The organism is Comamonas testosteroni (genome assembly GCF_014076415.1).
Taxonomy (GTDB): Bacteria; Pseudomonadota; Gammaproteobacteria; order Burkholderiales; family Burkholderiaceae_C; genus Comamonas; species Comamonas testosteroni_F.
In genome coordinates, this window is record NZ_CP043568.1 from 4,505,345 (window position 1) to 4,529,341 (window position 23,997).

Genomic DNA, 23,997 nt, shown 5'->3' on the forward strand with positions numbered 1-23,997 from the left:
CACCCGCCCTCATGCCGCCAGCACTCCCATACCTGGGCGACCGCTGTCCCAAGAGAACTTGAGCACGGCACCACCATCCTCACGCAGGCGATCCACCACGCGCTCCCCCAGGTACTTGCTGCTCAGATCCTCGACCGTGTGATTGGTCAGCAGCAGCGAGGGCTTGCGCTGCTCATAGCGATCATTGAGAACGTCGAACATCACATTGCGCTCGAACTCCGTACCCTGCTGCACGCCTACCTCGTCCACGATCAGCAGATCCGGGAACACCATCTGCGCTACCACATCGCTCTCGGTCACGCCTGAGTTGCGGGCCCAGCTGTCCTTGACCATGCGCACCATGCGGCCCGCCGTCGCAAACAGCACACTGGCCTTGTGCTCGCGCATCACCTGCAGGCCAATGCCTACGGCCAGGTGCGTCTTGCCAGTGCCGAAATTGCCCATGAAGATCGCGCTGCGTCCCGTCTTGCGCACCCTGACAAAGTCATCGGCGTACGCCTGGGCGAAGTCCAACGCCATCTGCTGACCCTGATGGCTCACCACGTACGACTCCAACGTGCGATCACGAAAGCGCTCAGGGATACCGGCGCGGCCCATCCTGGCCTCCCACTCCTGCACCCTCACCGCGCGGCGCTGCTGCTCATCACGCAGCCTCTCTGCCTCACGCTCAGCCGCTGCGCATGCTGGGCAGCCCAGCCAGATGTCGCCCAGATGGCACAGCGACTGGAAGGGGCCATGCCTATCGCATTCGGCCTGCTTCACCAGCGGGGGACGATGCACACCCGACTGGATGGCAGCAGACAGCGAGCGGATACCGGGTTGGCGATTCATTTCATTCATCACAGCGCATGCACTCCTATGCCTTGGTGGAGGGTTTTGATGGGTGGCTCACTACGGCCAGGACGAGGCTTGATCGGTGCCGAGGCAGTCGCCAACACGCGATCAACGTAGGACGGCAGGTACGAGATCGGCTCACGCGCCTCGGCGCGGGCACGGGCCACAGCCACCCGCATCTGCCCCACCGTCACGCGACTGGTGCACCAGCTGTTGGCCAGCGGCCAGAACTTCTTGCGGTCGTGGATGCTGGTGTGGTCGACCTGCACGCCAAACTCTTCAAACACCGCTGCCCATTCGGCTTCACGAGCAGGCACCACGGCATCCGTGCGCGCCCTTTCTTCATCATCGATATGGTTCTGGTTCTGGTTCTGGTTGGTTGTACGTTCGTTCAACGTCCGTTCAACGTCCGTTGCACCGGGTTCACCGTCACCAACTTGGCCCGGTTGACCAGTAGCAGCACCACCAGCCAGAGGTGGCGCAGGCTTCTTGCCGCCCTTGCGTTTAGCCGCAGACGCTTTACCAGCAAGCGATTGCTGCTCCTGTTTTTTCAGGTACGCGGCCAACTCGATATCACAGCGGTCGTTATGCCAGCCGTCATCCTGCAGGGTGAAGAACTCATCAAGCAGCCCTTGCAGAGCCTTGCGCAGCTCATCAGACGTTGCCAGCACACGGCGCGCCAGCTTGTCAAAGTCCGGGTTCAGCGGCTGCTCGGTGTCGTAATACAAATCCAGCAGTTCCCGGTACAACGCCCGTTCAACGAACGTTAAATGCCGGGTTGCATTGTTGAAGTCACCAATGTGGTGCGGGTAGTGATTCATTGCCCTAGGCCCAACTGATATCAGGCAATCGCTTGCTGCTGCGCCTTGCACTTCACAGGCACCACATCCCGCTGACGCGGGGACATGCTGCAGCGGCGTGCAGCCCCCTCCTCCAGTCGTCCGGCAGCCACCAAGGCATTCACCGTGCTGGCCACACTGGAAAGCTCCAGCCACTCGCCGGTCTGCTGGTTGTGGTACTCGCGCAGCTCACGTCGGCTCATATCGCGCACGCCGTGCTGATGGGCATGGCGCAGCGTCTGGTAAAGCTTCTCGCTCAAACGGCGGCGCGATTCGTTGCCCAGCTCGGCAAAAGCCTCGGCGCTGGTGTCTTTGCCGGTCACAACGGCTTGGGGTTGCTGCATGGTTGAAGCTCCTGATATCTGTGTTTGGGTCTGCGGCTGCTGCGCCGCGTTGAATGTCTTGTTGGTCACACGCCTGCCGCCTGCCTGATGCGGTAGCGCATGCGCCGCGCCAGCTGCTCATCCAGCTGGGCACGCGAGGCCACCTTGTCCATGTCGAATCGGGGCGTGTAGCGGCCAGCCTTCACGAACATCACCACGGGCCGAATATCTGCGCCCGTTCGGCCCACCACCGCCCAGATGCCTGGGGCCAGGTTGGATGCACGCGCATCGTTCTCACCCTTGGCCGTCCAACGGGCGCCGCCGCGCAGCTTTCCGTAGGCCACGATGTAGCGCCGGCCAATCGAAGGGCCGACCAGCCTGCGCTTGGCGCCGCCGTTCTTCTCGATGGCCTGCTTGCGCTTGTCTTTCATGTTGATGTGATGGCCCCGGCCCTGCTCGCCAAACGCCTGCAGATAGCTCAGCACCTGCACCAAGAACGCGCCACGCAAATTGCCGTGGCCGTCCTCGCTGCCGGGGAACGGCACGTCAGGAATGGCCGTCTGATAGCCCGCAGGCAAGATGCCAGCACGCTTCAAGGCCACCTCGGAGCGCTTGTCTCCACGGCGCCCGCCCCACACCTGGGCGTCCAAAATCTTTTGGGGGTCAACCCCGCCACCTCGGGTGTCCCTCGGGGCCACCAGCGCATAAAGGCGGGCATCCGTCGCCGGCTGCACCCAAGGGCTGCGCAAGATGTAGGCCGTAGGCCGGTCAAACACCGAGCGCATCTCCTCGGCCATGGCTGGGCGCAGGTTCTGGTAGGCCACATCGTTCACGGCCTTCACCTGTGCCTGCTGCAGACCACCTGCAGACAGCGCATCAATGCGCCGCTGCACTGCCTGCAGGCCCTTGGTGTTGATGTCAAGCCTCATCGCGCACCTCCGGCACCCGCTGAGCCACCACCGCCACCATGTAGCCCACCAGGGCCATCAGGTCGCCGGCACGGGCCTGCACGCGCCTGAACTCGTTGCGGCTGGTCGCATCACCATCCAGCAGCGAATCGGCCACGGCCGCAGTGAACTCGCCCAGGCCCTGCTGAAAGCGCATGAACGCCTCCACCGCGTTGCCGCCCGACTGGTCCGGCACCTCTGGCATGCAGCTGTGCGCCATCGCAGCCGCCATCGCATGCAGCACAAAGGGCATCCCCGATACCTGCTGCATCGCCAACGCCTCATCCAGCGTCAGCTTGTGCGTCTTGTTATTCGGGTTCAGCTTGTGCTGCAGCGTGTTGGCAGATACGCCCATGGCCTCGGCCAGTGCCGGCACCCCGCCCTTGAAGCGATCGGAAATCAGTCGTGCCGCATCCTGCAGGCACATGCCGCGTGCAATGTCGGAATCAGCCGCTGAAACGCCATAGCCAAAACCTGCCCCGATTGCGAAAGTAGAGCCCATAGCAGACCTCCTCAAACAAAGGCAGCCATGAGCACACAACCCACAGCCACACCAGCCAAAGAAAAAACCAGCCCCGCGCCATTGGCTACCATGGCGAAAACCGCCCCGATATCAGAGCTGATCAAGACGAAAAAAATGGACAAGCAACCAGACAGACCAGCCACGCCCGACGAACGCATCGACGCCATCGAGGCCATGCTCGGCCACTTGATATTCATGCTGGAGGTAGAGCCCAACTTCACAGCAGAGGCCCTGGTGAAGTGGATTGCGACCTGCCGCCAGGCTGAGCGCGACAAGGGCATTGCAGACCCTCGCCAGCAGGTGGTGTTTGCGCAGCTGTGCGAAAAGCTTGGTCTTGTGGAGACCGATCCTCAGGAATCAGATCCAGCAGCAAAGCAAGCCGCGCACTCTGCTCTTCAGAGAGCGAAACGCCAGCCTGCTGCAGACTGAGCAGCCAGTTGCGCTCAGCCAGCAGCATCAGAATGGCCAAATAGACGCACTGACGCGGTATCCCAAACTGGGCTGCCAGCTGAGCATGATTGCGACCATTCCAGGCGCGTGCGATATCAGCTGCAAGTGCGTCAAGCATTGGCGACCTCAGCCATCGCAGTCGACTGGCCCTGCTGTCCCAGCTCAGGCCAATACATTTGCCAGTCGTTAGGACGGCAGTCTTGACGACCTACCATACCGCCAGTCTCGCGTTCGATCACGAGGCAAAAGCGCACTGGTATCGGTCTTGCGCCCTTCATCCAGTCCGAGAGATCTGATGCGTGCGCACCAATCTTTCGGGCAAAAGCAGACTTGCCACCACGTTCGAGCTGATTGAGGTAATCCGATAGCTTCATCCCTCCATTTTTAGCCAAGGGCTAATGCAAGTCAATAGCTCATGGCTCATTGCTCTTATTAGCCTTTAGCTAAATACTCAAACAATGCAATCTGTAGACGTCACCCGCCGAGAAAATCTGAGCCTTCTCATCAAGGAAGCCGGCAGCCAGGCCGCACTTTCAGAAGTAATCGGGAAGGCACCAGCTCAGATCAGCCAATGGCTGAATGCCTCTGCCAACTCCCGCACCGGCAAGCCCAGAGTGATGAGCAACGCTATTGCCCGCGAGATAGAAGAGAAAACTGGAAAGCCCACAGGCTGGATGGATCAGCCCGCATCAAGCACAGACCTATCAATCCCTGGCGGCTCGAATGTTGAGCTTGAGCTACCGCAAGGGGTGCGACGGGTTCCAGTCATCTCCTGGATACAGGCCGGCATCTGGACGGAAATCGTTAACACCTTTGCACCAGGCGATGCGGACGATTGGCTGATAACCAGCGACAGAGTTTCGGACAAGTCTTTCGTCCTGAAGATTCGCGGCAACTCCATGGAGCCAGACTTCAAAGAAGGCGACACGGTAGTCATTGACCCGAGCGTTACACCCCGCCCCGGTTCGTTCGTAGCCGCAAGAAATGGCCGCGAAGAGGCAACCTTTAAAAAGTACCGCCCTCGATCAATCGACATAGTCGGAAATGAGATCTTTGAACTCGTCCCTCTCAACGAAGACTACCCAACCATGCGATCAGACGAAACACCAATCTCGATCATCGGGACCATGGTCGAGCACCGCAGGTACTTTAGATAGTTTGATAGCACCAACCATACGCACGGCCTCTTCAAGAGGCCATTTTTTTAGCCCCTGCATATCGATTAGCACCAATAAATTAGCCCATGGCTATTGACATGAATATTAGCCCTTGGCTAAAGTGCACCCTATTGCAGCAATGTGATGGGCGCCACGGCATCGACCGGGTTACGCCCGGTCTTTCAAAATTTCGCGCCCAAAAAGTTCGCATCACCAATGCGGTGCGCACCGGGCAAATAGCACCAGCGGGCACGGCCGCTGCTCTGCGCGGCATCCCTGCCGTAACCAGCCGCCTAAGTGCGTAAACGGTCAAAAGGGTGAGGCGAAGGCGGCCAAGAGCAACAACGGTCATGCCGGTTGGAATCCCGGCGACGCCCGCCCCGTGCGCCACGGGGCAAACCAGAGCACCCTGCTGCAGGGTGCTGCGGTTTAGGTCAGATTGCTTCATGTGCTAAAAACCCTTGTAGATCAGGGAGGAAACACATGAAGACACGCCAGCAAACACTGGCTGCAGCTGCCTTGGCATTCAGCGCAATCACCCCCGCTTCGGCGCAGGTGAAGTGCACGATGCCAAATCAGAAAGTCATTACGCTACAGACAGCCACCAGATGCCCGCCCGATGCATTGAAAGCGGAAACGCTGGACGGCAAGGACATCACACCACCAGCAAGCCAGCGCCCGCCGCCACCTCGCACAAGTGCGCCACCAAAGATTGAAGCACCGAAGCCAATCGAAAACCACATCGTCCAACCTCGACGCGTAGAGCGCGTAGAGCCTTTCGATGCGGCCCGCACTATATGCACCGTCATTCATGACAAAAAAGCAGGTCGATGCAATATTGATCAAGAATCCGGCCCCACCAGATCGCCAGTCATTCGCGTCACCACAGACGGCACAGTCGACGAATTGCGCAGGCTATGCCAAATGCTTGCAACAACATCGAAGGACTTGAGCAAAGGCAGCATGGAAGGCATCTGGTCAATCAAAATATTCTCCAGACACGACATCTTTACCCCGGTGGCCACCTGCAGGGTGTGACCCACAACAAACTCAACACCAGCCCGCACGGCACGCGCCCTGCGGGCTTTTTTTCGCCCTCATCACAGGAGATACCGCATGTGCAATTGCCGCGCAGACATTGAAAAGAGGCTTACCGATCACTACGCAGCCAGGCTGACATGTTCGCGAGACGTAGATGCCAAGCTGATGGGGTTCGCACTTCGGCTGGGTAAACACATTGGCCTCCACCCATACATGCCTGTCGAGATCCGCCACACCGTCGTCGTCAAAGCAACGGGAGCCGACAAGCGCAAGACGGTGAATATCAACATGTATTTCAGCCATTGCCCTTTCTGCGGCGAGAAGCTGCAAAGGGATGACTAAAGGAGATTCAAAAATGTGAGCAAGTAGCCAGCATGCGGCGTGCATGTGCCTATCCCCGCAGGGCAATAGCGGGGCCATTTGGTGTGACCACTCAAGCAGGTGCGGCAGCTCAGGAATTCGCCTGGGCTGGCGTCAGTTGAGAGCTTGGCAAGAGTGGTCACACCAGATGGTTTCAGTTTTCGCCGGGCCTGGGAGATCTCCGCCTCCCTCATAACCACTTCCCCCAGGCATGCCCAACAGGGCACCGGCACTTTTCACCACGCCCGCAAGCAACCGCTGAGCGGGCTTTTCTCTGTCCAAGGAGCCACCATGATTGATAGCAACATCACCTACCCCGCGCTCACCTACACCGAGCACGACCCTCTCCGAGTTTTGGCCTATTTCTTCATCCTGGCCGACGGTCACAGCCATGGCGCCGCAAGGGCAGCAGCAGGCATGCTGCTGAGCTTCTACAACGGCCACCGCTTCCAGTTTGATCTGACGGATCTGCGCGTACTTGACGAGAGGCACCTGCAGATGGCCTTGGTGCTCATGAAGTTCGACGCTCACATACGGCGAGAGGTGCACGAACACCTCAACCTAATGTATGGCCGCACCGACTTTGGCACGCGCTTTGAGCACATCGCTCACAAGTGGCGCATGAAGGGCAAATGCAAACGCGATCACCTCACCCCTATCGAACGCATCGTCCTGGCAGACCCATTTAAGGACTGACCACCCCATCCCCCACCAAGCCCGCCACTGAGCGGGCTTTTCTTTTGCCCTCAACCGGAGAACCCATGCAAGCAACACGCACCACCTGGCCCAGCATGCGATGCACAAACCCGGCATTCGAGTACCGCGATGCCTTGCGCACCAACATTGCTGACACCTTTGCCAAGGCCCGCGAGCGCATCGCAGCCGAGCAGGCAGCCCAGGCCAAGAAGGCGCGCCGCCGCACCCAGCATGCCCCGGCGCTGATGACGATCAACCGCGTGCGCGCCGGCACAACCAACCACCTGAATTTGCAGCTGTTCTAGGAGCCCCGCCATGCGACTTTTCGTCCTGACATGCGGCGGCGTCTCCATCCAGCACATCGCCCGCAACACCACCGAAGCGTTTGAGCACGGCTTCAACGAGCTGGGCCAGCTGGGCATGGGGATCTCTTGCCGATGCATCCGATAGACACCGTGCTGCACGAGCTGCAGCACCGCGACCGACAGCGCAGCCGCCTGCTGCGCCTCATGCAGAGCCAGGCGGCAACCGCCGCCACGCCTGCGCCCTCTCTCAATACCTACTTTCAAACCGAGCTGCAGCAAGCGCTGCGCGCCATGAAGCATGCAAAGGAGCAACGCCATGTCCACCCGTTCTATCGTGATCTTCGGCCCTCGCGGCTGCGGTAAAGCCAGCCAGGCAGCGCGCCTGCAGCAGCATTTCGGCCTCAGCAAGGTTTATGACACCGACTGCGAAGGCCTGACCAGCGCCCGCCAGCTGCCGCGCCATGACACCTTGATCCTGGCAAACACCCAGCCGCAGCATTGCCCCGTGCGCAGCATGAGTTTTGAGCAGGCTGTGCGCCAGATGGCCCAGGCACCCAATCAAGTCCATGGCTGAAACCTTCAAGTCCACCTGGGCCGGTGGCGAGGTGCTGATCCCCAAGGCCCAGGTGGAGGCCGAAGCCCGCGAGGCCTATCACGCAGGCCGCACACCCAACGAGGCCTGCCCCTACCCCTTCCACACCGACGCCGGCCTGCAGTGGCTGGCGACCTTCAACCTCTGCATCCCGCTACCCGTCAACAGGTAGCCATACCCCATGACCACCACCCACATCCCCAAAGGCGGCATGTGCACAACCTGCACCAATGGCTCCAAAGCCTGCGCAGATCTGCAGTTTGCAAGCATGCAGCCAATCCAGCGCTACCCCGACGGCATCACCGCCGTGAAGTGCAGCAGCCACTGCGCCCCAGCAGCGGCGCCGCCCCTGTGCATCAGCTGCGGCGCCCGCAACCACCCGCTGCCCGACGGCAGCCTGCCCTGCGGTCACTGACTGCGCTACCCATCACAGCCCGCCACTGTGAACTGACCCCTTAAAGTTGGACAGTTAAATTACGGGCACATGGCCTGAGTTCGGTATTGCACCGGGCTCAGGCCTTTTAACTTCATCTTGATTCGATGATGGTTGTAGTAACGGATGTAGTTCACCAACTCACCGCGCAGATGCTCGGCGCTTGTGAACTTCTGCATGTAAAACAACTCCGTCTTCACTGTCGCAAAGAAGCTCTCCATCGCAGCGTTGTCCAGGCAATTGCCCTTGCGTGACATGCTTTGGACCACACCTTTGGTGGCCAGGTGGCGGCGATAGGCCGGCATCTGGTATTGCCATCCCTGATCGGAATGCAGCACAGGCGCAGTCTGGCCTTTGAGTTTGCCAAGCGCCTTTTTCAGCATGTTGCCCACCAGTTGGAAGTCTGGCTTGTCACGCATCTCATAGGCCACGATCTCGCCGTTGTACAGGTCCATGACCGGCGACAGGTAAAGCTTGCTGCCACGAACATTGAACTCCGTCACATCCGTCACCCACTTCTGCTGCGGCGCATCCGCCTGGAATTGGCGCTGCAGCAGATGAGGCGCCTGAGCATTGACTGGGCCTCGGTAGGCACGGTACTTCTTGGGTCTGACCAGAGACTTCAAACCTTGCACCTGCATCAAGCGCTGGACGGCTTTGTGATTGATGACGCATCCCGCTTGGCGCAGATGCGCTGTGATGCGGCGATAGCCATACCGCCCCTTGTGCTTGTCGAAGATGCCTTGGATCTGGGCCTTTAGGCCCGCACAGGAGTCACCGCAGCGAAGCACCTGGCACTGGTAATAGAACGTGCTGCGAGCCAGCCTTGCAGCCTTGAGCAATTGCGCCACAGAGTATTCATGCCTCAGTTCAGTCACGGCTTGCGCTTTGTCAGCATTGCCTGTTGCTTTGCCCGAACCAAGGCATCCAATTTTTTTAGGTACGCCACCTCCGCGCGCAGGTATTCGTTTTCTTTGCGCAGTGCTTGCAGCGCTTTGGACTCGTCTACGGATGTGGACGAAGACTTGAGTGGCTTGGGAGGTTTGGGGGCGGGCATCTTCTTGGGGCGGCCACGGCGCTGGGGTTCAAGCGCCTCTGGGCCGCCCTCATGATACTGACGCTCCCACCTGGCAAGGATGCCTGTGCCGCCGCGCAGATTGAGTAAAGCGACTACCTGTCGGTACGTCAGGGCCTCACGCCACATGCGCTTGAGTGCTTGGAGCTTGAATTGAGCGCTGTAGTGCGCGCCCTGTCCTTTGCGGCACAGACCATCATCTCCATGCCACCGATAGACATCTACCCATTGGCGCACGGTGGAGCGGTCTATCCCATGCTTGGTTGCAAGCACTCTGAATCCACCAGTGCCATCCAAATATTCCCGGACTACGGTCCTTTTGAAATCTAAATCATGCCTCGCCATGAACAACACCTCTTCGGTTGGATCAGTGTCCAACTTTTGGGGTGCAGTTCAACTGAGCGGGCTTTTTGTTTTCAACCGAGGAGCATCCATGCATATCGCACACGCCGAGAACATTCACATCCACCTGCCCACAGGCCTCACCCTGGGATCGCCTCTGTCGACATTTCTGGACACCGCAAGCGCAGTCTCGCCCATCGCGATCAGCGAAGCATTGGCCATTCACTCCGTGGGCCACGGCGAGTACTGGGCCGGCCAGGGCGGTCACTTCATCTGCACGCTGCCCGCAATGCACGGACTTCCAGCCCGCCACCTGATCGCGGCAGCAGAGGAGAACGAATGCACTTGGGGCAAGGGCGGCGAGGACGTGCCCGGCGCCGCCAGCCAATACGACGGCAAGGCCAACACCGCAGCCCTTGTCGCGCACGGCGGTCACCCTGCCGCCGAATGGGCTGCCAGCTATGAGGCGAACGGACTCAAGGACTACTACCTGCCCAGTCGCCTCGAGCTGCTGATGTGCTACCTGGCCGCCCCCCAGCTCTTCAAGAAAGAAGGCTACTACTGGAGCAGCTCGCAGTCCTCGCGCTTCAACGCCTGGTGCCAGGACTTCGAGGACGGCGGCAGCGACTACGACGACAAGGTCAACGAGCTTCGCGCTCGCCCCGTCCGCACGATTCAACTTTAAGCCTTCATCCCTTCATCACTTCCGGCGCGCAGCGCCGGTTCTTTTTTTCTGCAGGACATTTTCATGAACACCATCCAACTGCCAGCCATCGGCTGCTTCATCGTCAGCCAAGGCGGCTACCTGGGCGCCATCATGCGCGGCCCTGCCGCTGACGGCAGCCAGGACTACGCACTGATCGTGCCGGCTGCTACAGGCGCTGAAATCGAGGCTATCGCCTGGACTCCCGAGTACGTGAAGATCGAAGGCGCCGATAGCAAGACTGACGGCGTTGCCAACACAGCCGCCATGACTGCAGCTGGTCTGGAGCTGGCAAAGCGCATCACTGAGCTGGATCTGCACGGCTTTAAGGACTGGCATCTGCCCGCCACCCATGAACTGCGCGCCCTCTACCTCAATGTGCCGGAGCTTTTCTCCAAGGATGGCTGGTACTGGAGCAGCACGCAGTACTCGCGCAGCCTCGCCTGGTGCCAGGACTTCGAGTGCGGCCTCAGCAGCTTCAGCGGCAAGGACCTCGAGCTTCGCGCTCGCCCCGTCCGCCAGATTCCACTTTCCCACTTCAACTCTTGATTACTTCCGGCGCGCAGCGCCGGTTCTTTTTTTCCACAGGAGCATTCATGCGCACTATCACATTGCCCGCACTGGGCAGCTTTATCACTGGTCAAGGCGGCTATCTGGGCGCCATCATCCGTGGCGCAGCCGCCGACGGAAGCCTGGACTATGCAGTCATCGTCCCCGAGGAGGAAGGCGCAGAACTCAAGGATGTCGCCTGGTCTGAGGAGTACACCACCATTGAGGGCGCCAGCAGCAAGATTGATGGCGCAGCCAACACTGCCGCCATGGCTGCCGCTGGCCTGGAGCTTGCCAAGCACATCACCTCGCTGGAGCTGCACGGGCACAAGGATTGGTATCTGCCATCTGCAGGCGAGCTGCGCGCACTCAGTGCCAACGTCTCAGACCTGTTTCACTTCGATGACTACTACTGGAGCAGCACGCAGTACTCGCGCACCAGCGCCTGGTGCCAGGACTTCGAGCTCGGCAGCAGCTACGACCTCGGCAAGGTCAACGAGCTTCGCGCTCGCCCCGTCCGCCAGATTCCACTTTCGCACTTCAATGCTTAACCACTTCGACCGGCGCTTGCGCCGGTCGCGTAATTTTTCATGGCACTGACCACTGATCTTGATATCTACAAGCAAGCCAGCGGACTGCTTTCGCTGGCCATCGACGTGCAGGCACAAATCCCCCGAGCCTTTCGAGCCTCGATGGGATGCCGAATCGCTGATGAATGTGTTGAACTGCTGGTTCTCATTGGCCGAGCCAATGCCGCACGCACGGGCCCCGCCCGTGCCGCACACATCGACGCATTGCTTGAGCGGCTGGAAGTCGCCCGCTTTCTGCTGCGTGCTGCACATGACCACAAGCAACGGCTGATCAGCACGTCGCTATGGACTCGCAGCATCGCCATCAGCGACAGCATCAGCAAGCAGGCTCACGGATGGCTAAAGTCAGCGCGCCAGCGCCCATGAAAACCGCAGCGCCTGCTGCATGACGGTCAAGGCCTTCATGCCCGTGCGTTTTTGAATCTGGTCGGGCCGCTGGACCACAAACCCACCGCCAGGTGCACCAAGGGAACGATCCGGCAAGCCGGACACGCCCTGCACAGTGGCCGCACTGATCGGCAATGCCTTCGGCGCAGCCATGTAGATAGCCCGACACGTCGCAGTACTCGCGCAACAACGCCTGGTGCCAGGACTTCGAGAACGGCAACAGCAACAACAACGACAAGGACAACGAGCTTCGCGCTCGCCCCGTCCGCAGATTCAATCCCGGCCGGCCTCGCGCCGGCCACCTCTCACCATGAATACACCTGCCACCTTCGAGGAACTCACTCAAGCCTATCTGGACTGCCGCCGCAACAAACGCAACAGCGCAAGCGCGTTGGCCTTCGAGTTGCATCTGGAGCGCGGCCTGTGCGAACTGTACGAGCAGTTGTTGGCTGGAACCTACCGGCCCGGCCACAGCATCTGCTTTGTCATCACCCGCCCCAAGCCCCGAGAGGTCTGGGCTGCCGATTTCCGCGATCGCATCGTGCACCACCTGCTTTACAACCGAATCGCCCCACGATTCCATGCGGCGTTCACCGCAGACTCATGCGCCTGCATACCTGGGCGCGGAACACTGTACGGAGCCAAGAGACTGGAGCAGCAGGCGCGCAGCGTCACACGAAACTGGAGCAGGCCAGCGCATTACCTCAAATGCGATTGCGCCAACTTCTTTGTATCCATAGACAAGCTGGTCTTGCGTGAGCGCATCGCGCGGCGAGTGCATGAGCCATGGTGGCTTGAACTGGCCGACACCATCCTGTTTCACGATCCACGCGAGAACGTGGAGGTACGCGGCAACGCCCACGACCTGCGCAAGGTGCCGCCACACAAGAGCCTGTTCAATGCACCGCCAGATACCGGCCTGCCGATTGGCAACCTATCCAGCCAGTTCTTTGCCAACATCCTGCTGGACGGGCTGGATCAGCATGTCAAGCACCGACTGCGCGCACCCCACTACGTGCGCTATGTCGACGACTTCGTGCTACTGCATCACTCTGCACAATGGCTGAGCAGCGCACTCAAGCACATCGAGGAATGGCTGCCACAAAACCTGCGTCTCCAGCTCAATCCACGCAAGACCATCATCCAGCCCGCCGAGCGCGGCATCGACTTCGTGGGCCAGGTCATCAAGCCTTGGCGGCGCACCACACGCCCGCGCACCCTCCATTCGGCGCTAAAGCGACTGGAGCACATGCCCACAGCAGAAGTCTACGCAGCAGGCAACAGCTATCTCGGCCTGGCGCGTCAGGCCAGTCACAGCCACAAAGAACAAGCGCAGATCTGCAGAGCCTTGCTCAAGCGAGGCCATGCCATCGAAGGTCTGCACCTATCCAAAGCCTTCAGGAACCACCAATCATGAAGTTTCAACCGATCCACCGCGCACGCATCGTTGCAGCCCTGCAAGAGTCAGGTCCGATGACATCAGCAGAGGTTGCCGAGTATCTGGATTTACCCCATAAGGTCGTGCGCGCCTGCATCGCATCGACGCGATGGCTGTTACCGCACCAGGTGTTTCGCATAGTTCGTTATCAGCCCGTCACAGGCTACCGTGGGCGCGATCTTCCTGTCTACGCTGCAGAAACAGGACCCGATGCAGCCCACATCGTCAACCCCGCAAAACGCCGCAAGCAGGCCGAGGCACGCTACCGAGAAAAGCACCGCGCATCGATCAACGCGCGCGGCCGCACCACGGTCACGGCACCAGCCAACCCTTGGCTGCAACTGGCTCCGCCGGAAATCAGGGGTGCCATGTCCCTTCAAGGCCGAATCTAAAGGCCACGCACCACCAATCACAGCCCGCCACTGAGCAGGGTTCATTTTTGGTGTGACACCGGCAAGCGCTTTGTGCTCGCCATGCTGCGCAAATATAACTGTATATATAATCAGTATCGATTAAAAGGAGTCAACCGTGAGCGAAGCACAGCACACTACGGCACTGGCGAACCTACGCCATCTGTATAGAAACCTAGCTACTGGTGGAGTTCAAGATGCTGAGGCAGCCAAGCGCATTGCAGAGGGTCTGCTTGCACCTGCAATTTCCGCTCTAGAAAGTGGACAAGCGCCCAAGCGCTCGCCACTCACACTTGAGCAGATAAGCAAGGTTCTGGGCGGTGATGTGCAAGAAGGGTCGTTTCCTTTCGCATGCACACGATTGATTGAGAGAGCACACGGAATTCTTGAACCGGGCACGGACGCCAGCACCGAAGGATCTGCAACGGGATGCAAACCCAATCTGAATGGATTGGGCATTCTTCCCGCTGAACTCCAAGACTTGGTTACCGCACTCCGCTTAGGTGACGCTACTGCATTGAAAGCAGCGGAAGTGATTGAAAAGCTCAGCCAGATCAAGACATCCAGCCTGCGCCGCATCCCGGTGCTGGGCGAGATCGAGGACGAGGCGGTATTTATCAAGCGACTTGAAACGCCACCTGGCACAACCTGGGCCGAATAGCAGCCCTTCCCACAAACACCAAGCCCCGCCTAGTGCGGGGCTTTTTCGTTAATGGAGCTTTTATGACCGGATTTCTCACGAAAGAAGAACGACGCGAGCTGACCGGCTATCGCAACAAGAACCCGCAAATCGCCTGGCTCAAATCGAAAGGCCTGCCATTCCAGATTGATGAAGATCGATTGATTGTGATGCGCAGCCATGTGCAGCAGTGGATCGAGGGCAAGCCCCTAGTCAAGTCTAAAGGCGTGAATTTCTCAGCAGTGAAGTAGGGAGCGTCCGATGCCCAAAAGAACAAAATATCCTCGACTCACCGCCCTGTCGCGCAAGAACAAGAACGGCAAAGTTCGGGTCTATTACTACTACTACCGGCGCGATCTTGGGCACAAAGACATCCCCCTGGGCAAAGACTTTGAAACTGCCGTCAAAAAATGGGAGGAGCTGTCAGAAACCGGAACCATGCGCTCCGGCACTATTGGTGAGGCCTTGGATCGCTGGGAAGAAAAGGAGCTCATTAAGTACGAGAGCACAGAGACCAAGAACGGCTACATCAAGCATTTGCAGAAGCTCAAACCAGTGTTTGCCAATGCCACTTGGGATGACGTTGACCTTCCCACCTTGCGCCAGTATTTAGATCTGCGCACCGGCAAGACCCAAGGAAACCGCGAAATGTCTTTGCTTTCGATAATCTGGCACAAAGCACTGGTTTGGGGGATGACAAAAAAACCGTGGCCCGCCCAAGGCGTCAAGAACTGGAAAAATGCTGAGCAGGCACGCGAGTTCGAGGTGACTGCCGAGCTATTTGCCGCAGTCTACGCCCAGGGCGACCAAGTCTTACGCGATGGCATGGACATCGCAACAGCGACGGCCATGCGGCTCAAAGACGTCGCAGACGTGGATCTGCCCGTCAACGGCAGACTCAAGCGCCTGGCCAACAAAACCAAGCGACTCAAGGGCGCAATTGAATTCATCGTCGCTGATTCGCCAGTACTGACCCGAATCCTTGCGCGTCGATTAAGCATAGAAACGGACTGCACCAAACTGCTATGCACGCCTGAGGGAAAAGCTGTCTCACAGCGCATGCTTTCCGACCGCTGGACCGAGGCCCGCGATGCAGCGGCATACCGCGCCGAAGTCATGGGAAACAAAGAGCTTGGAACAACCATTCGCGCCATGTACTTGCGCGACATGCGCAGCTTTGCCGCCGACCTTGCCGAAGACCTTGACGCCGCCTCCAAGCTGCTCGATCACAACAGCAAAGTCACGACGCGCAAGCACTACCGCACGAAGGCGCAACTGCTCAAAACCACCCGCTAATTCCGTTCGTGTTTAAGCCCTCTCCATAGCGAGAAAGCACCAAACAACCACGAACGGAATGCAGCGCTAAGCCGCTAAAACACTGGAATCTACACGGGACTCAAAATCCCCCGCCGCAAGGCGTGCCGGTTCGATTCCGGCCCCGGGCACCACAGATGTAATGCTATAACTCTTGAAGACGCTCCGGAAAACTTTCCGGAATGTGTTCCGGTTTGGCAGAAAGAATGCCTGCACGATGACCCATCTTGCAGGCATTTTTTTTACAGCACCCAAGTTCAAGACTGTAGATATCCAGGCACCATTGATCGCGCTTTGGTAAGCCACTGATCTATGTGTCGGCGCGGCTTTTTTGAGACTCTCAAAAGTCGCACCGACACGAAACCTATCCCTTACCTACTTGCGTTCAACCAGCGCCTCAGAGTTCAGGACTGGCGCAGCTGTTTCGGACTCAGCAGCTTTGCGCTGAGCCTTCTCAGCCTTCTTTTTCTTCTTCTCCAGCTCCCGCTGCCTTTTCTCGAATTGGTAGTTAGGTTTTGGCATCAGGCGATTCCTTAGTGGTTTAAGTTACCCACCATAACCGATGAACCGTTCTGCGAAGCCCTAGTTCGTCTGAACTGCTTTGTGTTTTGTTTCCTGCAGGCTAGCGACCTGCATGCTGATGCCAAGGATGAGGCCACAAGCATGGACGTTTCGAGCTTGCCATCAGCCAATGCAACCACAGGCTAGACCTGACAGGCTGCCTTCCTCAAAACCCGTACCTCATAGAAGGCCCGCCAGTGGCCTGCAAGTCGTAGCAATCGGCCCACTCACTAGAACAAAAACGCCCTCGAACTGAGGCCGTTTTCTTGAGTTCGCAACTAGATCACCAGCCCCCATAGCCATCGATGCCATAGCCAACATTTGGACGAGAGCTGGCACGGAATTCGCGGTTGCCACCGAACCCACGACCTTCTTCACGAGGCTTCGCAAGATTGACAACGATCGAACGTCCATCGACGGACATGCCATGCAAACCAGAAATAGCTGCTTGGCATTCGTCCGCAGAGGTCATTTTTACGAACGCAAAGCCCTTAGAGCGTCCAGTCTCACGATCCATCATGACTTTGGCAGAGGTTACGGCTCCGAACTCTGCAAAGTTGCTTCGCAGGCTGGAGTCGGTCACGGAGTAAGGCAGGTTGCCAACGTAAATTTTTGTGCTCATGGGAGCCTTTTCTAGTGGTGACGCATCAAGGATTGACGCATCGTTTGAATGTGGCGGCGCGAGTGAGAGTCCACAGCAACCGAATCAAGTGGAGAGCTCGTTAGCGGCTCAGCACGTCGATGGCTGCATGGTGGTATGCAGCCAGCCATCAGGGAACCTATAGCTAGGCTGCCCCACCTCCCGCACTGTCCCCGCCAGCCGCTGATCAATGTCATGCATCTCGGTCAGGATCACGCTGCGCTTGTCCTGCTGGTCCACAGGCAGCTTGGGAGTCTGGCCTGTGCATGCGACTCATCAAGGGATGAGAGTCGGTATTGAGACTAGATAGCAAATGACGCATGTATGGAGTGATCTAGTCAACGAAACTCGAAGTGCTCCCTGTGCAATTGCCAGCTAGCAGCTGGCAACGATTGCTCCAGTGCTTGCTCCAGCTGCTTGCCCATGGAAGCTGGGCCACAGAACCACACCTGCAATGGCTTGTCGGCTTGATAACGTTGAAGCACCTCTTTGGGCGTCCAGCGATGGCCATCGGAAAAGATATCGAGATGCACATCGGGATGAAGCGCCGAAGCCTCTTCCAGAGCTCGAGCAAGAGGATCGGCAGCATGCTGACAGGCGTATTGGAGCCAGGCTTGGGGAGCATGGCCGTCATGATGAAGCTGGCCCAACCAGGATAAAAAAGGAGTCGCGCCAACGCCAGCACCGACCCAAACATGCACAGCACCATCGTCGTGGTCCGGAGGCACAAAGCGGCCATAAGGACCATCTAGCTCCACAACGGCTCCGGGCTGAAGACGCTCGGGCAAGCTGCGTGTCCAGTCGCCTAGTTGCTTGATGTGAAAGCGCACGACGTGATTTTGCTGGCCCGCATCGGACAGCGTGAAAGGGTGAGCCTCTTGCTCCCCTGACAGGCGCAAAAAGGCGAATTGCCCCGCAGCATGGCCCGGCCAGGAATCATCCATGCGGCATTGCATCTCCAGCACATCACCGAGCTGCGTGAATGACAGTACGGTGCCCACATGGGGATAGCGCGGCCGCAGGTCACGTTTCAGTTGAATCACTGCAGCCACGATGCCGAAAACCATCGTCAACGCCAGCAGCCAGCCGCCCACACCGCTCCAATAGCCAGGGGGAGTCAGCACAAGGCCATGAAACACCAGTAGCAGATATGCCAGGGGCATGAATCGATGAAACCAGTACCAGCGCTTGTATGGCACCGCGCGACGAGCAAGCGTAATGACCAACATCAAGATCAATGCATAGAAGGTCCATTCGCCCAAGGTTTTCGCATAGGGCTTTAGGAGGCTGACCCACTCGGGCACGGGTACCTTGGCCAGCCTGCCAGTGCTACCAATAGCCGTCGCGATGAGGGGCTTGGACTGCTTGGCCAGCCAATGCGCCAAGCTCAACACAATGGCAATGATGCCCAGCCATTTGTGCAAACGGTATGCCTTATCCATGCCACCCAAAGGCGACTCTACCCACCGAGGGCGCAAGGCCAAAACCATGATGGCCGTCATGGCCCCCAAAGCCAAGATACCAGTGAGCAGCATGCCTTCTTGCCGCATCACCCACAGCAGATCGCCTGGCGGCGACGGTGACAGCCAAAAAGCCTCCACTGCCCAGATCAAAAAGAAAGAAGCAAAGACAAGAAGAATGGAACGGCGCAAGACAACACTCCTGTTTGCTCGATTGCCGACAAAACCAGAGTGCGGAAACAGACACACGCAGTAGCGCTGGATCGTTCACCGCAGGCAGCTTCAACACATTCGAGGCTTGTTCAAGGCTGATCCAGTTAAGGCTAACATGGCGCTCGATAGACGCTTTCCATGCCTAGCCGCTTTGCTGAGAAATATTGCTGTTTGTCAGAAAGCGTAGAGTCCGCCCCTGGCTGTGGATTCAACTGGTCAATGCAACACAATGACTGCCTCTGGTGGATGGAGTGTGGGCATGAAGCAAAGACTGCGGATTTACTTCACCGAAGCTCAGAAGGCAGTGATGTGGGATCGCTGGAAAGCTGGCGATACCTTGCGCGAGATCGGCAAGCTGTTTGAGCGACCGTACACCTCGATTCACAACATCCTGAGTTCGACAGGAGGTATCCGGCCACCAGCAAGGCATCGGCAGCGTTTGTCCCTGTCTCTGGCCGAGCGCGAGGAGATCTCTTGCAGCTTGGTCGCAGGTGAATCCATCCGCTGCGTTGCCAGGCGCTTGAAGCGAGCAGCATCCACCATCAGTCGAGAACTCATGCGCAATGGCGACAAGACTTGCTACCGAGCGACAAAGGCAGATGAGGCAGCCTGGCAGCGAGCGCACCGCCCAAAGACGTGCAAGTTGGCCTGCAATCCTGCGTTGGAGCAGATCGTGGCGGGTAAATTGCAGAGTCGATGCTCACCTGAGCAAATAGCAGGACGGCTCAAACGAACTTACCCGGGCGCATATCTTGCAGCTCAATCGGGATACTGCAATACAAAAACCACCCAGATACCGTGCATCCCGTGCATTAGCGCGGGTTCGAGATATCCCGACCAGCTCGTAATTCGCTCCTCACGAAGCAAAAAGGCGCTACGGAAACGTCATGGCGCTCCGAAGGGTGAAAGGAAATCAAAAGACTCATGGAATACAAATCGTTCGTATTCGACAACAATGTCAGTGCCAATCCTACATTGGATATAGCTATCAGAAATCAATACTTATCGCATTAATTAACACTAGCTCATCCACCAAACACCCGAGCTCAAGAAACCACATGTCTACGGATAGCACGTCACGTTTCACTAAGAATGTCATCTCTATGGATGAGGTTCTGACACGGACTGGGTTATCAAGATCCATGCTCTACAAGCTGCTGCGCAAGGACAAGTTTCCTCATCCCACCCCAATGAGCAACAGAGCAGTTGGCTGGTTCGAAACGGATGTCGAAAGCTGGCTGCAGGCGAGCAAGGCAATTCACCAAGCAAGCCAGGTTCTACCTATCGTCTACATGGCGGGAAAAATGGGGGCAGCTTCAGACAATGGGAAGCCGGGCGGGGAGTTTTCATGTTGGCGAATCTTCGACGTATCCAAGTCCAAGGCGCTTGGTGATCTGGGGATCGAGAGTTCAGATACCGATGTACTGATCGCACCGCCGGAAGAAATGCTATTTCACGGAACTTGTACAAGGTTCATGTATTCAGGTCCGTGGAAAGCGAGAAATGGCAACCATGGACACATGCATGGCGCGAATTCTTACTCTCCCACCAACCCACAAAGCGCCGCCTATCGCGGAGCTCTTCAAGGCATCTCACGGGCCGACGTTGTTGTTGCCTATCTCGAAGACCTGGAGGCTTTTGGAACGCTGGTTGAGATCGGCTATGCAAGAGCGGGCAATAAGAGAGTGATCGTTATTACTGCACCTGCCCTCAAGAAGCAGCGACGAGGCAAAGACTGGGACCATGGCATTTGGTTCGCTATTCGAGCTGCTGATAGACACATCGAACTACCAGACCTTCCTGGCTCCAGCCAGAACGACCTCTGGCGATCAGCACATGCACATGCTGCCTCGGTCATTTCGGAGTGGTATCCCCATTCATTGACTCCCCCTCCTAGCGCCGCCGAATAGGGTGTAGTGGCCAGCTCGGGCCTGCCTCATAAGGAAGAAGCCTCACAACCTTCCGTCCCGCCCACTTGTTGAACATCTCGAACAGCTCTTGCAACGGGGCAACCTCATTCTTGTCACCGGCAATGAAGAGGCCGGCAAACGAATCCGCACCATGCCTATGTGCGACATGCGCAACTTCACGGCCGCCCCATCCATGACTTTGATGAAGCGTCAAAGCTGCTGGATCGCAGCCATGTGAAAGCAGCGCGCAAGCTTTGCCCAAGAAGGACCACATGATCGAAATCAGTCAGGTACAACTCCTTCCACCTCATGAAAGAAATTTCCCTATCAAGAAACCTTCAAACAAATACTTCAAATTCAAATATCATTTCAATTTCCAATGTCAGACAAAGTATTCTTACGTATAAGAATCGAACGCAGCCAATAACAGCATTCAAATAATTCCTATCAGGATTGCACATCTGACGGCTTGCGCTCTGGTTCTTACTTGCATTTTTCCGTAAATATTTTTTATATGCGTTGACACAGTCAAAGGGCTTATTTGCAAGGAGGAAGCAACCTCGAGAGAGCTCTTCCCTTGAGCTATCAACTTCAATATTTCCACCTCTCTTTCAGTCAGCGACTCAAAGCTCTTGTTTTTGAAGGTACTTTCCTCATGCAAATTGGCTTTGAATATTTTCGGAATGATTTTCTTCGCCACTACTGGAGATATAGCCGCTCCACCATTGGCCACTTCCAGCACCGCTTGCGAGTAACTTCCAAACCATGAGTTTTTCACCAGGTATCCAACAGCGCCTCTTTTAAGAGCATTCATTGCCGCATCATCGTTTTCACTTGCAGAAATTGCAATGCTCAGCACGTCGGGCCTCTTTAGTTGGATCGATTCCAGTAACTCTGTTCCTTGGCCTTCACCAATAGATAGGTCAATGAGGAGCACATCGAACTCTTGCAAAAAGACGTTCTTACGAGCCTCTCTGTAGCTGCAGGCCTGCCCGACCAGAAGAGTGCGCGGGTCACGCATGAGCTCCTGCGAGATCACATTGCTGACATGGCTGTCTTCGTCAACCAGAAAGACCTGCACGGGCTGGTTCTGCTGCCCCTTCATGTCGGACGGCCACATGCGCCCAGAGACTGTAGATGTGACTTCTGCACTTGCTGCATCATCAAACCGTGAGTTCATAAATGCGTCGGATAGATACATGTGACACTCCATTTGATGAGTCGATTGCCTAGGAATCTCGCGAAAAATAGAATTCGTCTCATTGAAAATCCACAAAAAACAAATAAAGAAAAATAAGGTTCAGATTTTTACAAATTAATACTGGAATACAAGGTATTAAGCTGTTTTCATCAGAAAATAGATGTAAACCCTTTATTTTTGAAACAATGGATAGATGAAATAAAAAGAAATATAGATTACATTTTTTAGCATTGTAAGAATTTTCCAACAAGCACTATTATTTCAATAGCACATCACCCACAAACCACAACAAATCAATCATTTTTTTCATCATTTTTAATTCTTCAAAAAACATCTTTGAATGGGGGATTACTGTTTCCCCGTCGTTTTCTGAAACTGCCTTCACCGAAAGCAGTTTTGGAACGTAACAAAGCACTCCAGAACTTGTTGACGGTTAACACTGGCCTTTGCGAAATTGCATAGGTCTCTCGCTCACACACTCTCAGTTTTCTGAGAACTCGCTATTCAAAGGAATGATCATGAAAAAGTCTCTGATTGCCATGGCGGTTATTGCGTTGGCTGGTGTTGCATCTGCTGCCGTGAGCAGCTCAAGCATTGCAGCCACAAACACGACGTCGAGCGCATCGTCTGCCACGCTGTCGGGAGCTGCCAGCTCGGGCAACGGAAGTGCGCTGAGCATGAATAGTGCAACCTCCGGTGCAACGTCGAATGCAAACGCTGCTGGAGGTGCGATCGGCGCAGGCGGTTTTGGCATCGGTGGGGCAGCTGTCGACGGTAGCGCAACTACTTTTGGTAATGTGAAGAGCCTTTCCGCAACCACCGGCAACGGTGTTGCTGGCGGCGTAGCGGCTACCAATGCCAATGCGGGCTCGGCTGCTGCTGCCGGCTATAACGCAGGACCCGTCAACGGTACTGCGTTCGGCGGCGCCTCTTCTCAGACCGCGAATGTTGCTGCAACTGGCGCAGGCCCTGGCGGCGGCTTGGCCTACGTCAACAACAATGCTGGCACCACCTCCGGCTACAACGCCACATCGGGAGCCATTTCCTCACCTTGGGGCTCGTTGACCAACACCACATCGAACGCAGGCTCTGTGGGTACCGTCCACCAAAATGCCGGCTCCTGGGGTAACGCGGGCTACTTCTCCAACGGTGGCGGCACCTCCGGTACTGCTGGTGCAGGCTCTACTGCCAATGCCAACTAAGGCAGCTGTCCCAAGATAGTTGTGTTTGTCCCGGGCCTGGCTGCCTGGCCGGGCTCGGGCAACGTAGGAGCAAAGCATGAAATTCTCAATAGCTCTGTTAAGTCTTTGCGTTCCTTTGTGCAGTTATGCGCAAAATGCCGACAGCAGCGCGCAAAGCTCCTCTAGCTCCTCTTCCGTGGGGGCGCAACAGAATCAGTCGGTCACCATTGTCAATCCGGTCGTTGCCCCGGCGGAAAGTCGATCTGTATCCACGATGGACAGCAGATCCACTTCAACCTCCGATCAAAACATAACAACGAACGGCACGACCACCCAGAACCTGAACAGCACTGTGTCCGGAACGTCCAAGAACATTGTGGAGTACACAGGCACTTACACCATGAAGAACGTTCCCAGCGTGAACGGCCCCAACCTCACGACCAGCAACGACACCTGCATGGGTAGCAGCAGCGGCAGTGCCAACGGCCCTGGCTTTGGCGTGAGCTTCGGCACAACCTGGACGGACGAGCATTGCAAACGCCTGAAAATGAGCCGTGAGCTCTGGAACAAGGGCATGAAGGCAGCCTCGCTGGCTATGGACTGCATGGATCCTGCCGCTCGCGTGGCACTGGAGATCACGGGTTCGAAGTGCCCACAATCCATGACCGTAGAAGAGCGGCGCAACAACTACGGGCCGGATGCTTCGGCACAAGGTAGCCCCACGCCCGCTTCAGTCCCCGCAGAGGTTCAGTCAAGTTTGGCACCTGAAGTCACTCGCCCCTCGCTTGTAACATCTGTGATGGAAGATCCACGTACAGCACAGCTGTACGACAATTAGTGGGCG

The 23,997-nt window shown here is 57.1% G+C and carries 35 protein-coding genes and 1 pseudogene; 23 read left to right on the forward strand and 13 right to left on the reverse strand.

What is annotated here, in order from left to right; translation table 11 throughout:
* Positions 1-9: 9 nt before the first annotated feature.
* The 5 genes from F0P97_RS20690 to F0P97_RS20710 all read right to left on the reverse strand — a co-directional run bounded on the left by F0P97_RS20690 (position 10) and on the right by F0P97_RS20710 (position 3,445).
* Positions 10-840, reverse strand: coding sequence for an ATP-binding protein (locus F0P97_RS20690; RefSeq protein ID WP_182283782.1), 831 nt, complete (start codon positions 838-840; stop codon positions 10-12).
* A complete protein-coding gene (locus F0P97_RS20695; RefSeq protein WP_182283784.1) occupies positions 840-1,655 on the reverse strand; it encodes a YdaU family protein in 816 nt (271 codons plus the stop codon). The genes F0P97_RS20690 and F0P97_RS20695 overlap by 1 nt, the downstream gene beginning before the upstream one ends.
* A gap of 20 nt (positions 1,656-1,675) precedes the next feature.
* Positions 1,676-2,017: a hypothetical protein gene (locus F0P97_RS20700; RefSeq protein ID WP_182283786.1), complete on the reverse strand. Its 342-nt coding sequence runs from the start codon at positions 2,015-2,017 to the stop codon at positions 1,676-1,678.
* A gap of 65 nt (positions 2,018-2,082) precedes the next feature.
* Positions 2,083-2,925, reverse strand: coding sequence for a hypothetical protein (locus F0P97_RS20705; protein ID WP_182283787.1), 843 nt, complete (start codon positions 2,923-2,925; stop codon positions 2,083-2,085).
* Complete coding sequence (locus F0P97_RS20710; protein WP_182283789.1) at positions 2,915-3,445, reverse strand: phage regulatory CII family protein; 531 nt, start codon at positions 3,443-3,445, stop codon at positions 2,915-2,917. Before F0P97_RS20710 ends, F0P97_RS20705 begins: the two co-directional genes overlap by 11 nt.
* Positions 3,446-3,472: 27 nt before the next feature.
* Here F0P97_RS20710 and F0P97_RS20715 point away from each other — a divergent pair, with 27 nt between their 5' ends.
* A complete protein-coding gene (locus F0P97_RS20715; RefSeq protein ID WP_182283790.1) occupies positions 3,473-3,895 on the forward strand; it encodes a hypothetical protein in 423 nt (140 codons plus the stop codon).
* Positions 3,896-4,026: 131 nt separating this feature from the next.
* On the opposite strand, the gene F0P97_RS20720 is transcribed toward F0P97_RS20715, so the two are convergent.
* Positions 4,027-4,290, reverse strand: a complete 264-nt coding sequence (locus tag F0P97_RS20720; RefSeq protein WP_182283792.1) for a transcriptional regulator — start codon at positions 4,288-4,290, stop codon at positions 4,027-4,029.
* An 84-nt stretch (positions 4,291-4,374) separates the two neighbouring features.
* Here F0P97_RS20720 and F0P97_RS20725 point away from each other — a divergent pair, with 84 nt between their 5' ends.
* The gene (locus F0P97_RS20725; protein ID WP_232538000.1) at positions 4,375-5,073 is read left to right on the forward strand and encodes a LexA family protein; all 699 of its coding nucleotides are present in this window, start codon (positions 4,375-4,377) and stop codon (positions 5,071-5,073) included.
* Between the two features lie 483 nt (positions 5,074-5,556).
* Complete coding sequence (locus F0P97_RS20730) at positions 5,557-6,111, forward strand: hypothetical protein (protein WP_182283793.1); 555 nt, start codon at positions 5,557-5,559, stop codon at positions 6,109-6,111.
* 12 nt (positions 6,112-6,123) lie between these two features.
* On the opposite strand, the gene F0P97_RS20735 is transcribed toward F0P97_RS20730, so the two are convergent.
* A complete protein-coding gene (locus F0P97_RS20735) occupies positions 6,124-6,501 on the reverse strand; it encodes a hypothetical protein (RefSeq protein WP_182283795.1) in 378 nt (125 codons plus the stop codon).
* A gap of 264 nt (positions 6,502-6,765) precedes the next feature.
* Here F0P97_RS20735 and F0P97_RS20740 point away from each other — a divergent pair, with 264 nt between their 5' ends.
* The 7 genes from F0P97_RS20740 (at position 6,766) to F0P97_RS20765 (ending at position 8,482) form a co-directional block, all read left to right on the forward strand.
* Positions 6,766-7,170 (forward strand): DUF7673 family protein, encoded by a 405-nt coding sequence (locus F0P97_RS20740; RefSeq protein WP_182283797.1) that lies wholly within the window; start codon positions 6,766-6,768, stop codon positions 7,168-7,170.
* Between the two features lie 65 nt (positions 7,171-7,235).
* Positions 7,236-7,475: a hypothetical protein gene (locus F0P97_RS20745; RefSeq protein WP_182283798.1), complete on the forward strand. Its 240-nt coding sequence runs from the start codon at positions 7,236-7,238 to the stop codon at positions 7,473-7,475.
* A 10-nt stretch (positions 7,476-7,485) separates the two neighbouring features.
* Positions 7,486-7,620 carry a hypothetical protein gene (locus tag F0P97_RS27850; RefSeq protein WP_269780054.1) on the forward strand — a complete coding sequence of 45 codons (135 nt, stop codon included), beginning with the start codon at positions 7,486-7,488 and terminating at the stop codon, positions 7,618-7,620.
* Positions 7,608-7,838 carry a hypothetical protein gene (locus tag F0P97_RS20750; RefSeq protein ID WP_182282946.1) on the forward strand — a complete coding sequence of 77 codons (231 nt, stop codon included), beginning with the start codon at positions 7,608-7,610 and terminating at the stop codon, positions 7,836-7,838. The genes F0P97_RS27850 and F0P97_RS20750 overlap by 13 nt, the downstream gene beginning before the upstream one ends.
* The gene (locus tag F0P97_RS20755; protein ID WP_182283800.1) at positions 7,792-8,049 is read left to right on the forward strand and encodes a hypothetical protein; all 258 of its coding nucleotides are present in this window, start codon (positions 7,792-7,794) and stop codon (positions 8,047-8,049) included. Before F0P97_RS20750 ends, F0P97_RS20755 begins: the two co-directional genes overlap by 47 nt.
* A complete protein-coding gene (locus tag F0P97_RS20760; protein ID WP_182283802.1) occupies positions 8,042-8,239 on the forward strand; it encodes a hypothetical protein in 198 nt (65 codons plus the stop codon). The genes F0P97_RS20755 and F0P97_RS20760 overlap by 8 nt, the downstream gene beginning before the upstream one ends.
* 9 nt (positions 8,240-8,248) lie before the next feature.
* On the forward strand, positions 8,249-8,482 hold the full coding sequence (locus tag F0P97_RS20765) for a hypothetical protein (RefSeq protein ID WP_182283804.1): 234 nt from the start codon (positions 8,249-8,251) through the stop codon (positions 8,480-8,482).
* A gap of 59 nt (positions 8,483-8,541) precedes the next feature.
* On the opposite strand, the gene F0P97_RS20770 is transcribed toward F0P97_RS20765, so the two are convergent.
* Positions 8,542-9,920 (reverse strand): IS3 family transposase gene (locus F0P97_RS20770; protein ID WP_182287200.1). Its coding sequence is split into 2 segments (ribosomal slippage): positions 8,542-9,428 and positions 9,428-9,920, totalling 1,380 coding nucleotides; the frame shifts between segments, so codons are not numbered across the junction.
* Positions 9,921-10,008: 88 nt separating this feature from the next.
* Here F0P97_RS20770 and F0P97_RS20775 point away from each other — a divergent pair.
* The 4 genes from F0P97_RS20775 to F0P97_RS20790 all read left to right on the forward strand — a co-directional run bounded on the left by F0P97_RS20775 (position 10,009) and on the right by F0P97_RS20790 (position 12,125).
* Positions 10,009-10,602 carry a DUF1566 domain-containing protein gene (locus tag F0P97_RS20775; protein ID WP_182283805.1) on the forward strand — a complete coding sequence of 198 codons (594 nt, stop codon included), beginning with the start codon at positions 10,009-10,011 and terminating at the stop codon, positions 10,600-10,602.
* A 63-nt stretch (positions 10,603-10,665) separates the two neighbouring features.
* Positions 10,666-11,169, forward strand: coding sequence for a DUF1566 domain-containing protein (locus F0P97_RS20780; RefSeq protein WP_182283807.1), 504 nt, complete (start codon positions 10,666-10,668; stop codon positions 11,167-11,169).
* A gap of 47 nt (positions 11,170-11,216) precedes the next feature.
* Positions 11,217-11,720: a DUF1566 domain-containing protein gene (locus tag F0P97_RS20785; RefSeq protein ID WP_182283809.1), complete on the forward strand. Its 504-nt coding sequence runs from the start codon at positions 11,217-11,219 to the stop codon at positions 11,718-11,720.
* Between the two features lie 39 nt (positions 11,721-11,759).
* On the forward strand, positions 11,760-12,125 hold the full coding sequence (locus tag F0P97_RS20790; protein ID WP_182283811.1) for a four helix bundle protein: 366 nt from the start codon (positions 11,760-11,762) through the stop codon (positions 12,123-12,125).
* Here F0P97_RS20790 and F0P97_RS20795 read toward each other — a convergent pair.
* Positions 12,105-12,299, reverse strand: a complete 195-nt coding sequence (locus tag F0P97_RS20795) for a hypothetical protein (protein WP_182283813.1) — start codon at positions 12,297-12,299, stop codon at positions 12,105-12,107. The genes F0P97_RS20790 and F0P97_RS20795 overlap by 21 nt on opposite strands.
* A 157-nt stretch (positions 12,300-12,456) precedes the next feature.
* Here F0P97_RS20795 and F0P97_RS20800 point away from each other — a divergent pair, with 157 nt between their 5' ends.
* From F0P97_RS20800 to F0P97_RS20820, 5 genes are all read left to right on the forward strand, one after another.
* A complete protein-coding gene (locus F0P97_RS20800; protein WP_182283815.1) occupies positions 12,457-13,563 on the forward strand; it encodes an RNA-directed DNA polymerase in 1,107 nt (368 codons plus the stop codon).
* Entirely contained in the window at positions 13,560-13,976 is a 417-nt protein-coding gene (locus tag F0P97_RS20805; protein WP_182283817.1) for a hypothetical protein, read from the forward strand. The genes F0P97_RS20800 and F0P97_RS20805 overlap by 4 nt, the downstream gene beginning before the upstream one ends.
* Positions 13,977-14,112: 136 nt before the next feature.
* Positions 14,113-14,655, forward strand: coding sequence for a hypothetical protein (locus F0P97_RS20810; protein ID WP_182283818.1), 543 nt, complete (start codon positions 14,113-14,115; stop codon positions 14,653-14,655).
* A 62-nt stretch (positions 14,656-14,717) separates the two neighbouring features.
* The gene (locus F0P97_RS20815) at positions 14,718-14,924 is read left to right on the forward strand and encodes a DUF4224 domain-containing protein (RefSeq protein ID WP_054076006.1); all 207 of its coding nucleotides are present in this window, start codon (positions 14,718-14,720) and stop codon (positions 14,922-14,924) included.
* Positions 14,925-14,934: 10 nt separating this feature from the next.
* Positions 14,935-15,969 carry an integrase gene (locus F0P97_RS20820; RefSeq protein ID WP_182283820.1) on the forward strand — a complete coding sequence of 345 codons (1,035 nt, stop codon included), beginning with the start codon at positions 14,935-14,937 and terminating at the stop codon, positions 15,967-15,969.
* Positions 15,970-16,362: 393 nt separating this feature from the next.
* Here F0P97_RS20820 and F0P97_RS20825 read toward each other — a convergent pair whose 3' ends face one another.
* From F0P97_RS20825 to F0P97_RS20835, 3 genes are all read right to left on the reverse strand, one after another.
* The gene (locus tag F0P97_RS20825; protein ID WP_182283821.1) at positions 16,363-16,509 is read right to left on the reverse strand and encodes a hypothetical protein; all 147 of its coding nucleotides are present in this window, start codon (positions 16,507-16,509) and stop codon (positions 16,363-16,365) included.
* Positions 16,510-16,831: 322 nt separating this feature from the next.
* On the reverse strand, positions 16,832-17,170 hold the full coding sequence (locus F0P97_RS20830; RefSeq protein ID WP_182283823.1) for an RNA recognition motif domain-containing protein: 339 nt from the start codon (positions 17,168-17,170) through the stop codon (positions 16,832-16,834).
* Positions 17,171-17,526: 356 nt separating this feature from the next.
* Positions 17,527-18,840: a ferric reductase-like transmembrane domain-containing protein gene (locus F0P97_RS20835; RefSeq protein ID WP_182283825.1), complete on the reverse strand. Its 1,314-nt coding sequence runs from the start codon at positions 18,838-18,840 to the stop codon at positions 17,527-17,529.
* 280 nt (positions 18,841-19,120) lie between these two features.
* On the opposite strand from F0P97_RS20835, the pseudogene F0P97_RS20840 reads away from it, so the two are divergent.
* Positions 19,121-19,606: pseudogene (locus F0P97_RS20840) on the forward strand (transposase); the annotation flags it as partial.
* Between the two features lie 313 nt (positions 19,607-19,919).
* A complete protein-coding gene (locus tag F0P97_RS20845; RefSeq protein WP_182283827.1) occupies positions 19,920-20,771 on the forward strand; it encodes an AlpA family phage regulatory protein in 852 nt (283 codons plus the stop codon).
* Between the two features lie 433 nt (positions 20,772-21,204).
* Here F0P97_RS20845 and F0P97_RS20850 read toward each other — a convergent pair whose 3' ends face one another.
* A complete protein-coding gene (locus F0P97_RS20850; RefSeq protein WP_182283828.1) occupies positions 21,205-21,972 on the reverse strand; it encodes a LuxR C-terminal-related transcriptional regulator in 768 nt (255 codons plus the stop codon).
* A gap of 578 nt (positions 21,973-22,550) precedes the next feature.
* Here F0P97_RS20850 and F0P97_RS20855 point away from each other — a divergent pair.
* Together F0P97_RS20855 and F0P97_RS20860 are read left to right on the forward strand one after the other, a co-directional pair.
* A complete protein-coding gene (locus tag F0P97_RS20855) occupies positions 22,551-23,174 on the forward strand; it encodes a hypothetical protein (protein ID WP_232538001.1) in 624 nt (207 codons plus the stop codon).
* 76 nt (positions 23,175-23,250) lie between these two features.
* Positions 23,251-23,991, forward strand: coding sequence for a hypothetical protein (locus F0P97_RS20860; protein WP_182283832.1), 741 nt, complete (start codon positions 23,251-23,253; stop codon positions 23,989-23,991).
* Positions 23,992-23,997 lie beyond the last annotated feature (6 nt).

What these genes read in the sequence shown, in the direction of transcription:
- F0P97_RS20690 (WP_182283782.1), bottom strand. Translation starts at nt 840, where the DNA reads ATGAATGAAATGAATCGCCAACCCGGTATCCGCTCGCTGTCTGCTGCC.
- F0P97_RS20740 (WP_182283797.1), top strand. Translation starts at nt 6,766, where the DNA reads ATGATTGATAGCAACATCACCTACCCCGCGCTCACCTACACCGAGCAC.
- F0P97_RS20755 (WP_182283800.1), top strand. Translation starts at nt 7,792, where the DNA reads ATGTCCACCCGTTCTATCGTGATCTTCGGCCCTCGCGGCTGCGGTAAA.
- F0P97_RS20850 (WP_182283828.1), bottom strand. Translation starts at nt 21,972, where the DNA reads ATGTATCTATCCGACGCATTTATGAACTCACGGTTTGATGATGCAGCA.
- F0P97_RS20825 (WP_182283821.1), bottom strand. Translation starts at nt 16,509, where the DNA reads ATGCCAAAACCTAACTACCAATTCGAGAAAAGGCAGCGGGAGCTGGAG.
- F0P97_RS20730 (WP_182283793.1), top strand. Translation starts at nt 5,557, where the DNA reads ATGAAGACACGCCAGCAAACACTGGCTGCAGCTGCCTTGGCATTCAGC.
- F0P97_RS20800 (WP_182283815.1), top strand. Translation starts at nt 12,457, where the DNA reads ATGAATACACCTGCCACCTTCGAGGAACTCACTCAAGCCTATCTGGAC.
- F0P97_RS20700 (WP_182283786.1), bottom strand. Translation starts at nt 2,017, where the DNA reads ATGCAGCAACCCCAAGCCGTTGTGACCGGCAAAGACACCAGCGCCGAG.
- F0P97_RS20790 (WP_182283811.1), top strand. Translation starts at nt 11,760, where the DNA reads ATGGCACTGACCACTGATCTTGATATCTACAAGCAAGCCAGCGGACTG.
- F0P97_RS20860 (WP_182283832.1), top strand. Translation starts at nt 23,251, where the DNA reads ATGAAATTCTCAATAGCTCTGTTAAGTCTTTGCGTTCCTTTGTGCAGT.
- F0P97_RS20695 (WP_182283784.1), bottom strand. Translation starts at nt 1,655, where the DNA reads ATGAATCACTACCCGCACCACATTGGTGACTTCAACAATGCAACCCGG.
- F0P97_RS27850 (WP_269780054.1), top strand. Translation starts at nt 7,486, where the DNA reads ATGCGACTTTTCGTCCTGACATGCGGCGGCGTCTCCATCCAGCACATC.
- F0P97_RS20710 (WP_182283789.1), bottom strand. Translation starts at nt 3,445, where the DNA reads ATGGGCTCTACTTTCGCAATCGGGGCAGGTTTTGGCTATGGCGTTTCA.
- F0P97_RS20820 (WP_182283820.1), top strand. Translation starts at nt 14,935, where the DNA reads ATGCCCAAAAGAACAAAATATCCTCGACTCACCGCCCTGTCGCGCAAG.
- F0P97_RS20795 (WP_182283813.1), bottom strand. Translation starts at nt 12,299, where the DNA reads ATGGCTGCGCCGAAGGCATTGCCGATCAGTGCGGCCACTGTGCAGGGC.
- F0P97_RS20745 (WP_182283798.1), top strand. Translation starts at nt 7,236, where the DNA reads ATGCAAGCAACACGCACCACCTGGCCCAGCATGCGATGCACAAACCCG.
- F0P97_RS20725 (WP_232538000.1), top strand. Translation starts at nt 4,375, where the DNA reads ATGCAATCTGTAGACGTCACCCGCCGAGAAAATCTGAGCCTTCTCATC.
- F0P97_RS20720 (WP_182283792.1), bottom strand. Translation starts at nt 4,290, where the DNA reads ATGAAGCTATCGGATTACCTCAATCAGCTCGAACGTGGTGGCAAGTCT.
- F0P97_RS20775 (WP_182283805.1), top strand. Translation starts at nt 10,009, where the DNA reads ATGCATATCGCACACGCCGAGAACATTCACATCCACCTGCCCACAGGC.
- F0P97_RS20815 (WP_054076006.1), top strand. Translation starts at nt 14,718, where the DNA reads ATGACCGGATTTCTCACGAAAGAAGAACGACGCGAGCTGACCGGCTAT.
- F0P97_RS20845 (WP_182283827.1), top strand. Translation starts at nt 19,920, where the DNA reads ATGTCTACGGATAGCACGTCACGTTTCACTAAGAATGTCATCTCTATG.
- F0P97_RS20750 (WP_182282946.1), top strand. Translation starts at nt 7,608, where the DNA reads ATGCATCCGATAGACACCGTGCTGCACGAGCTGCAGCACCGCGACCGA.
- F0P97_RS20705 (WP_182283787.1), bottom strand. Translation starts at nt 2,925, where the DNA reads ATGAGGCTTGACATCAACACCAAGGGCCTGCAGGCAGTGCAGCGGCGC.
- F0P97_RS20715 (WP_182283790.1), top strand. Translation starts at nt 3,473, where the DNA reads ATGAGCACACAACCCACAGCCACACCAGCCAAAGAAAAAACCAGCCCC.
- F0P97_RS20805 (WP_182283817.1), top strand. Translation starts at nt 13,560, where the DNA reads ATGAAGTTTCAACCGATCCACCGCGCACGCATCGTTGCAGCCCTGCAA.
- F0P97_RS20735 (WP_182283795.1), bottom strand. Translation starts at nt 6,501, where the DNA reads ATGCACGCCGCATGCTGGCTACTTGCTCACATTTTTGAATCTCCTTTA.
- F0P97_RS20760 (WP_182283802.1), top strand. Translation starts at nt 8,042, where the DNA reads ATGGCTGAAACCTTCAAGTCCACCTGGGCCGGTGGCGAGGTGCTGATC.
- F0P97_RS20765 (WP_182283804.1), top strand. Translation starts at nt 8,249, where the DNA reads ATGACCACCACCCACATCCCCAAAGGCGGCATGTGCACAACCTGCACC.
- F0P97_RS20780 (WP_182283807.1), top strand. Translation starts at nt 10,666, where the DNA reads ATGAACACCATCCAACTGCCAGCCATCGGCTGCTTCATCGTCAGCCAA.
- F0P97_RS20785 (WP_182283809.1), top strand. Translation starts at nt 11,217, where the DNA reads ATGCGCACTATCACATTGCCCGCACTGGGCAGCTTTATCACTGGTCAA.
- F0P97_RS20830 (WP_182283823.1), bottom strand. Translation starts at nt 17,170, where the DNA reads ATGAGCACAAAAATTTACGTTGGCAACCTGCCTTACTCCGTGACCGAC.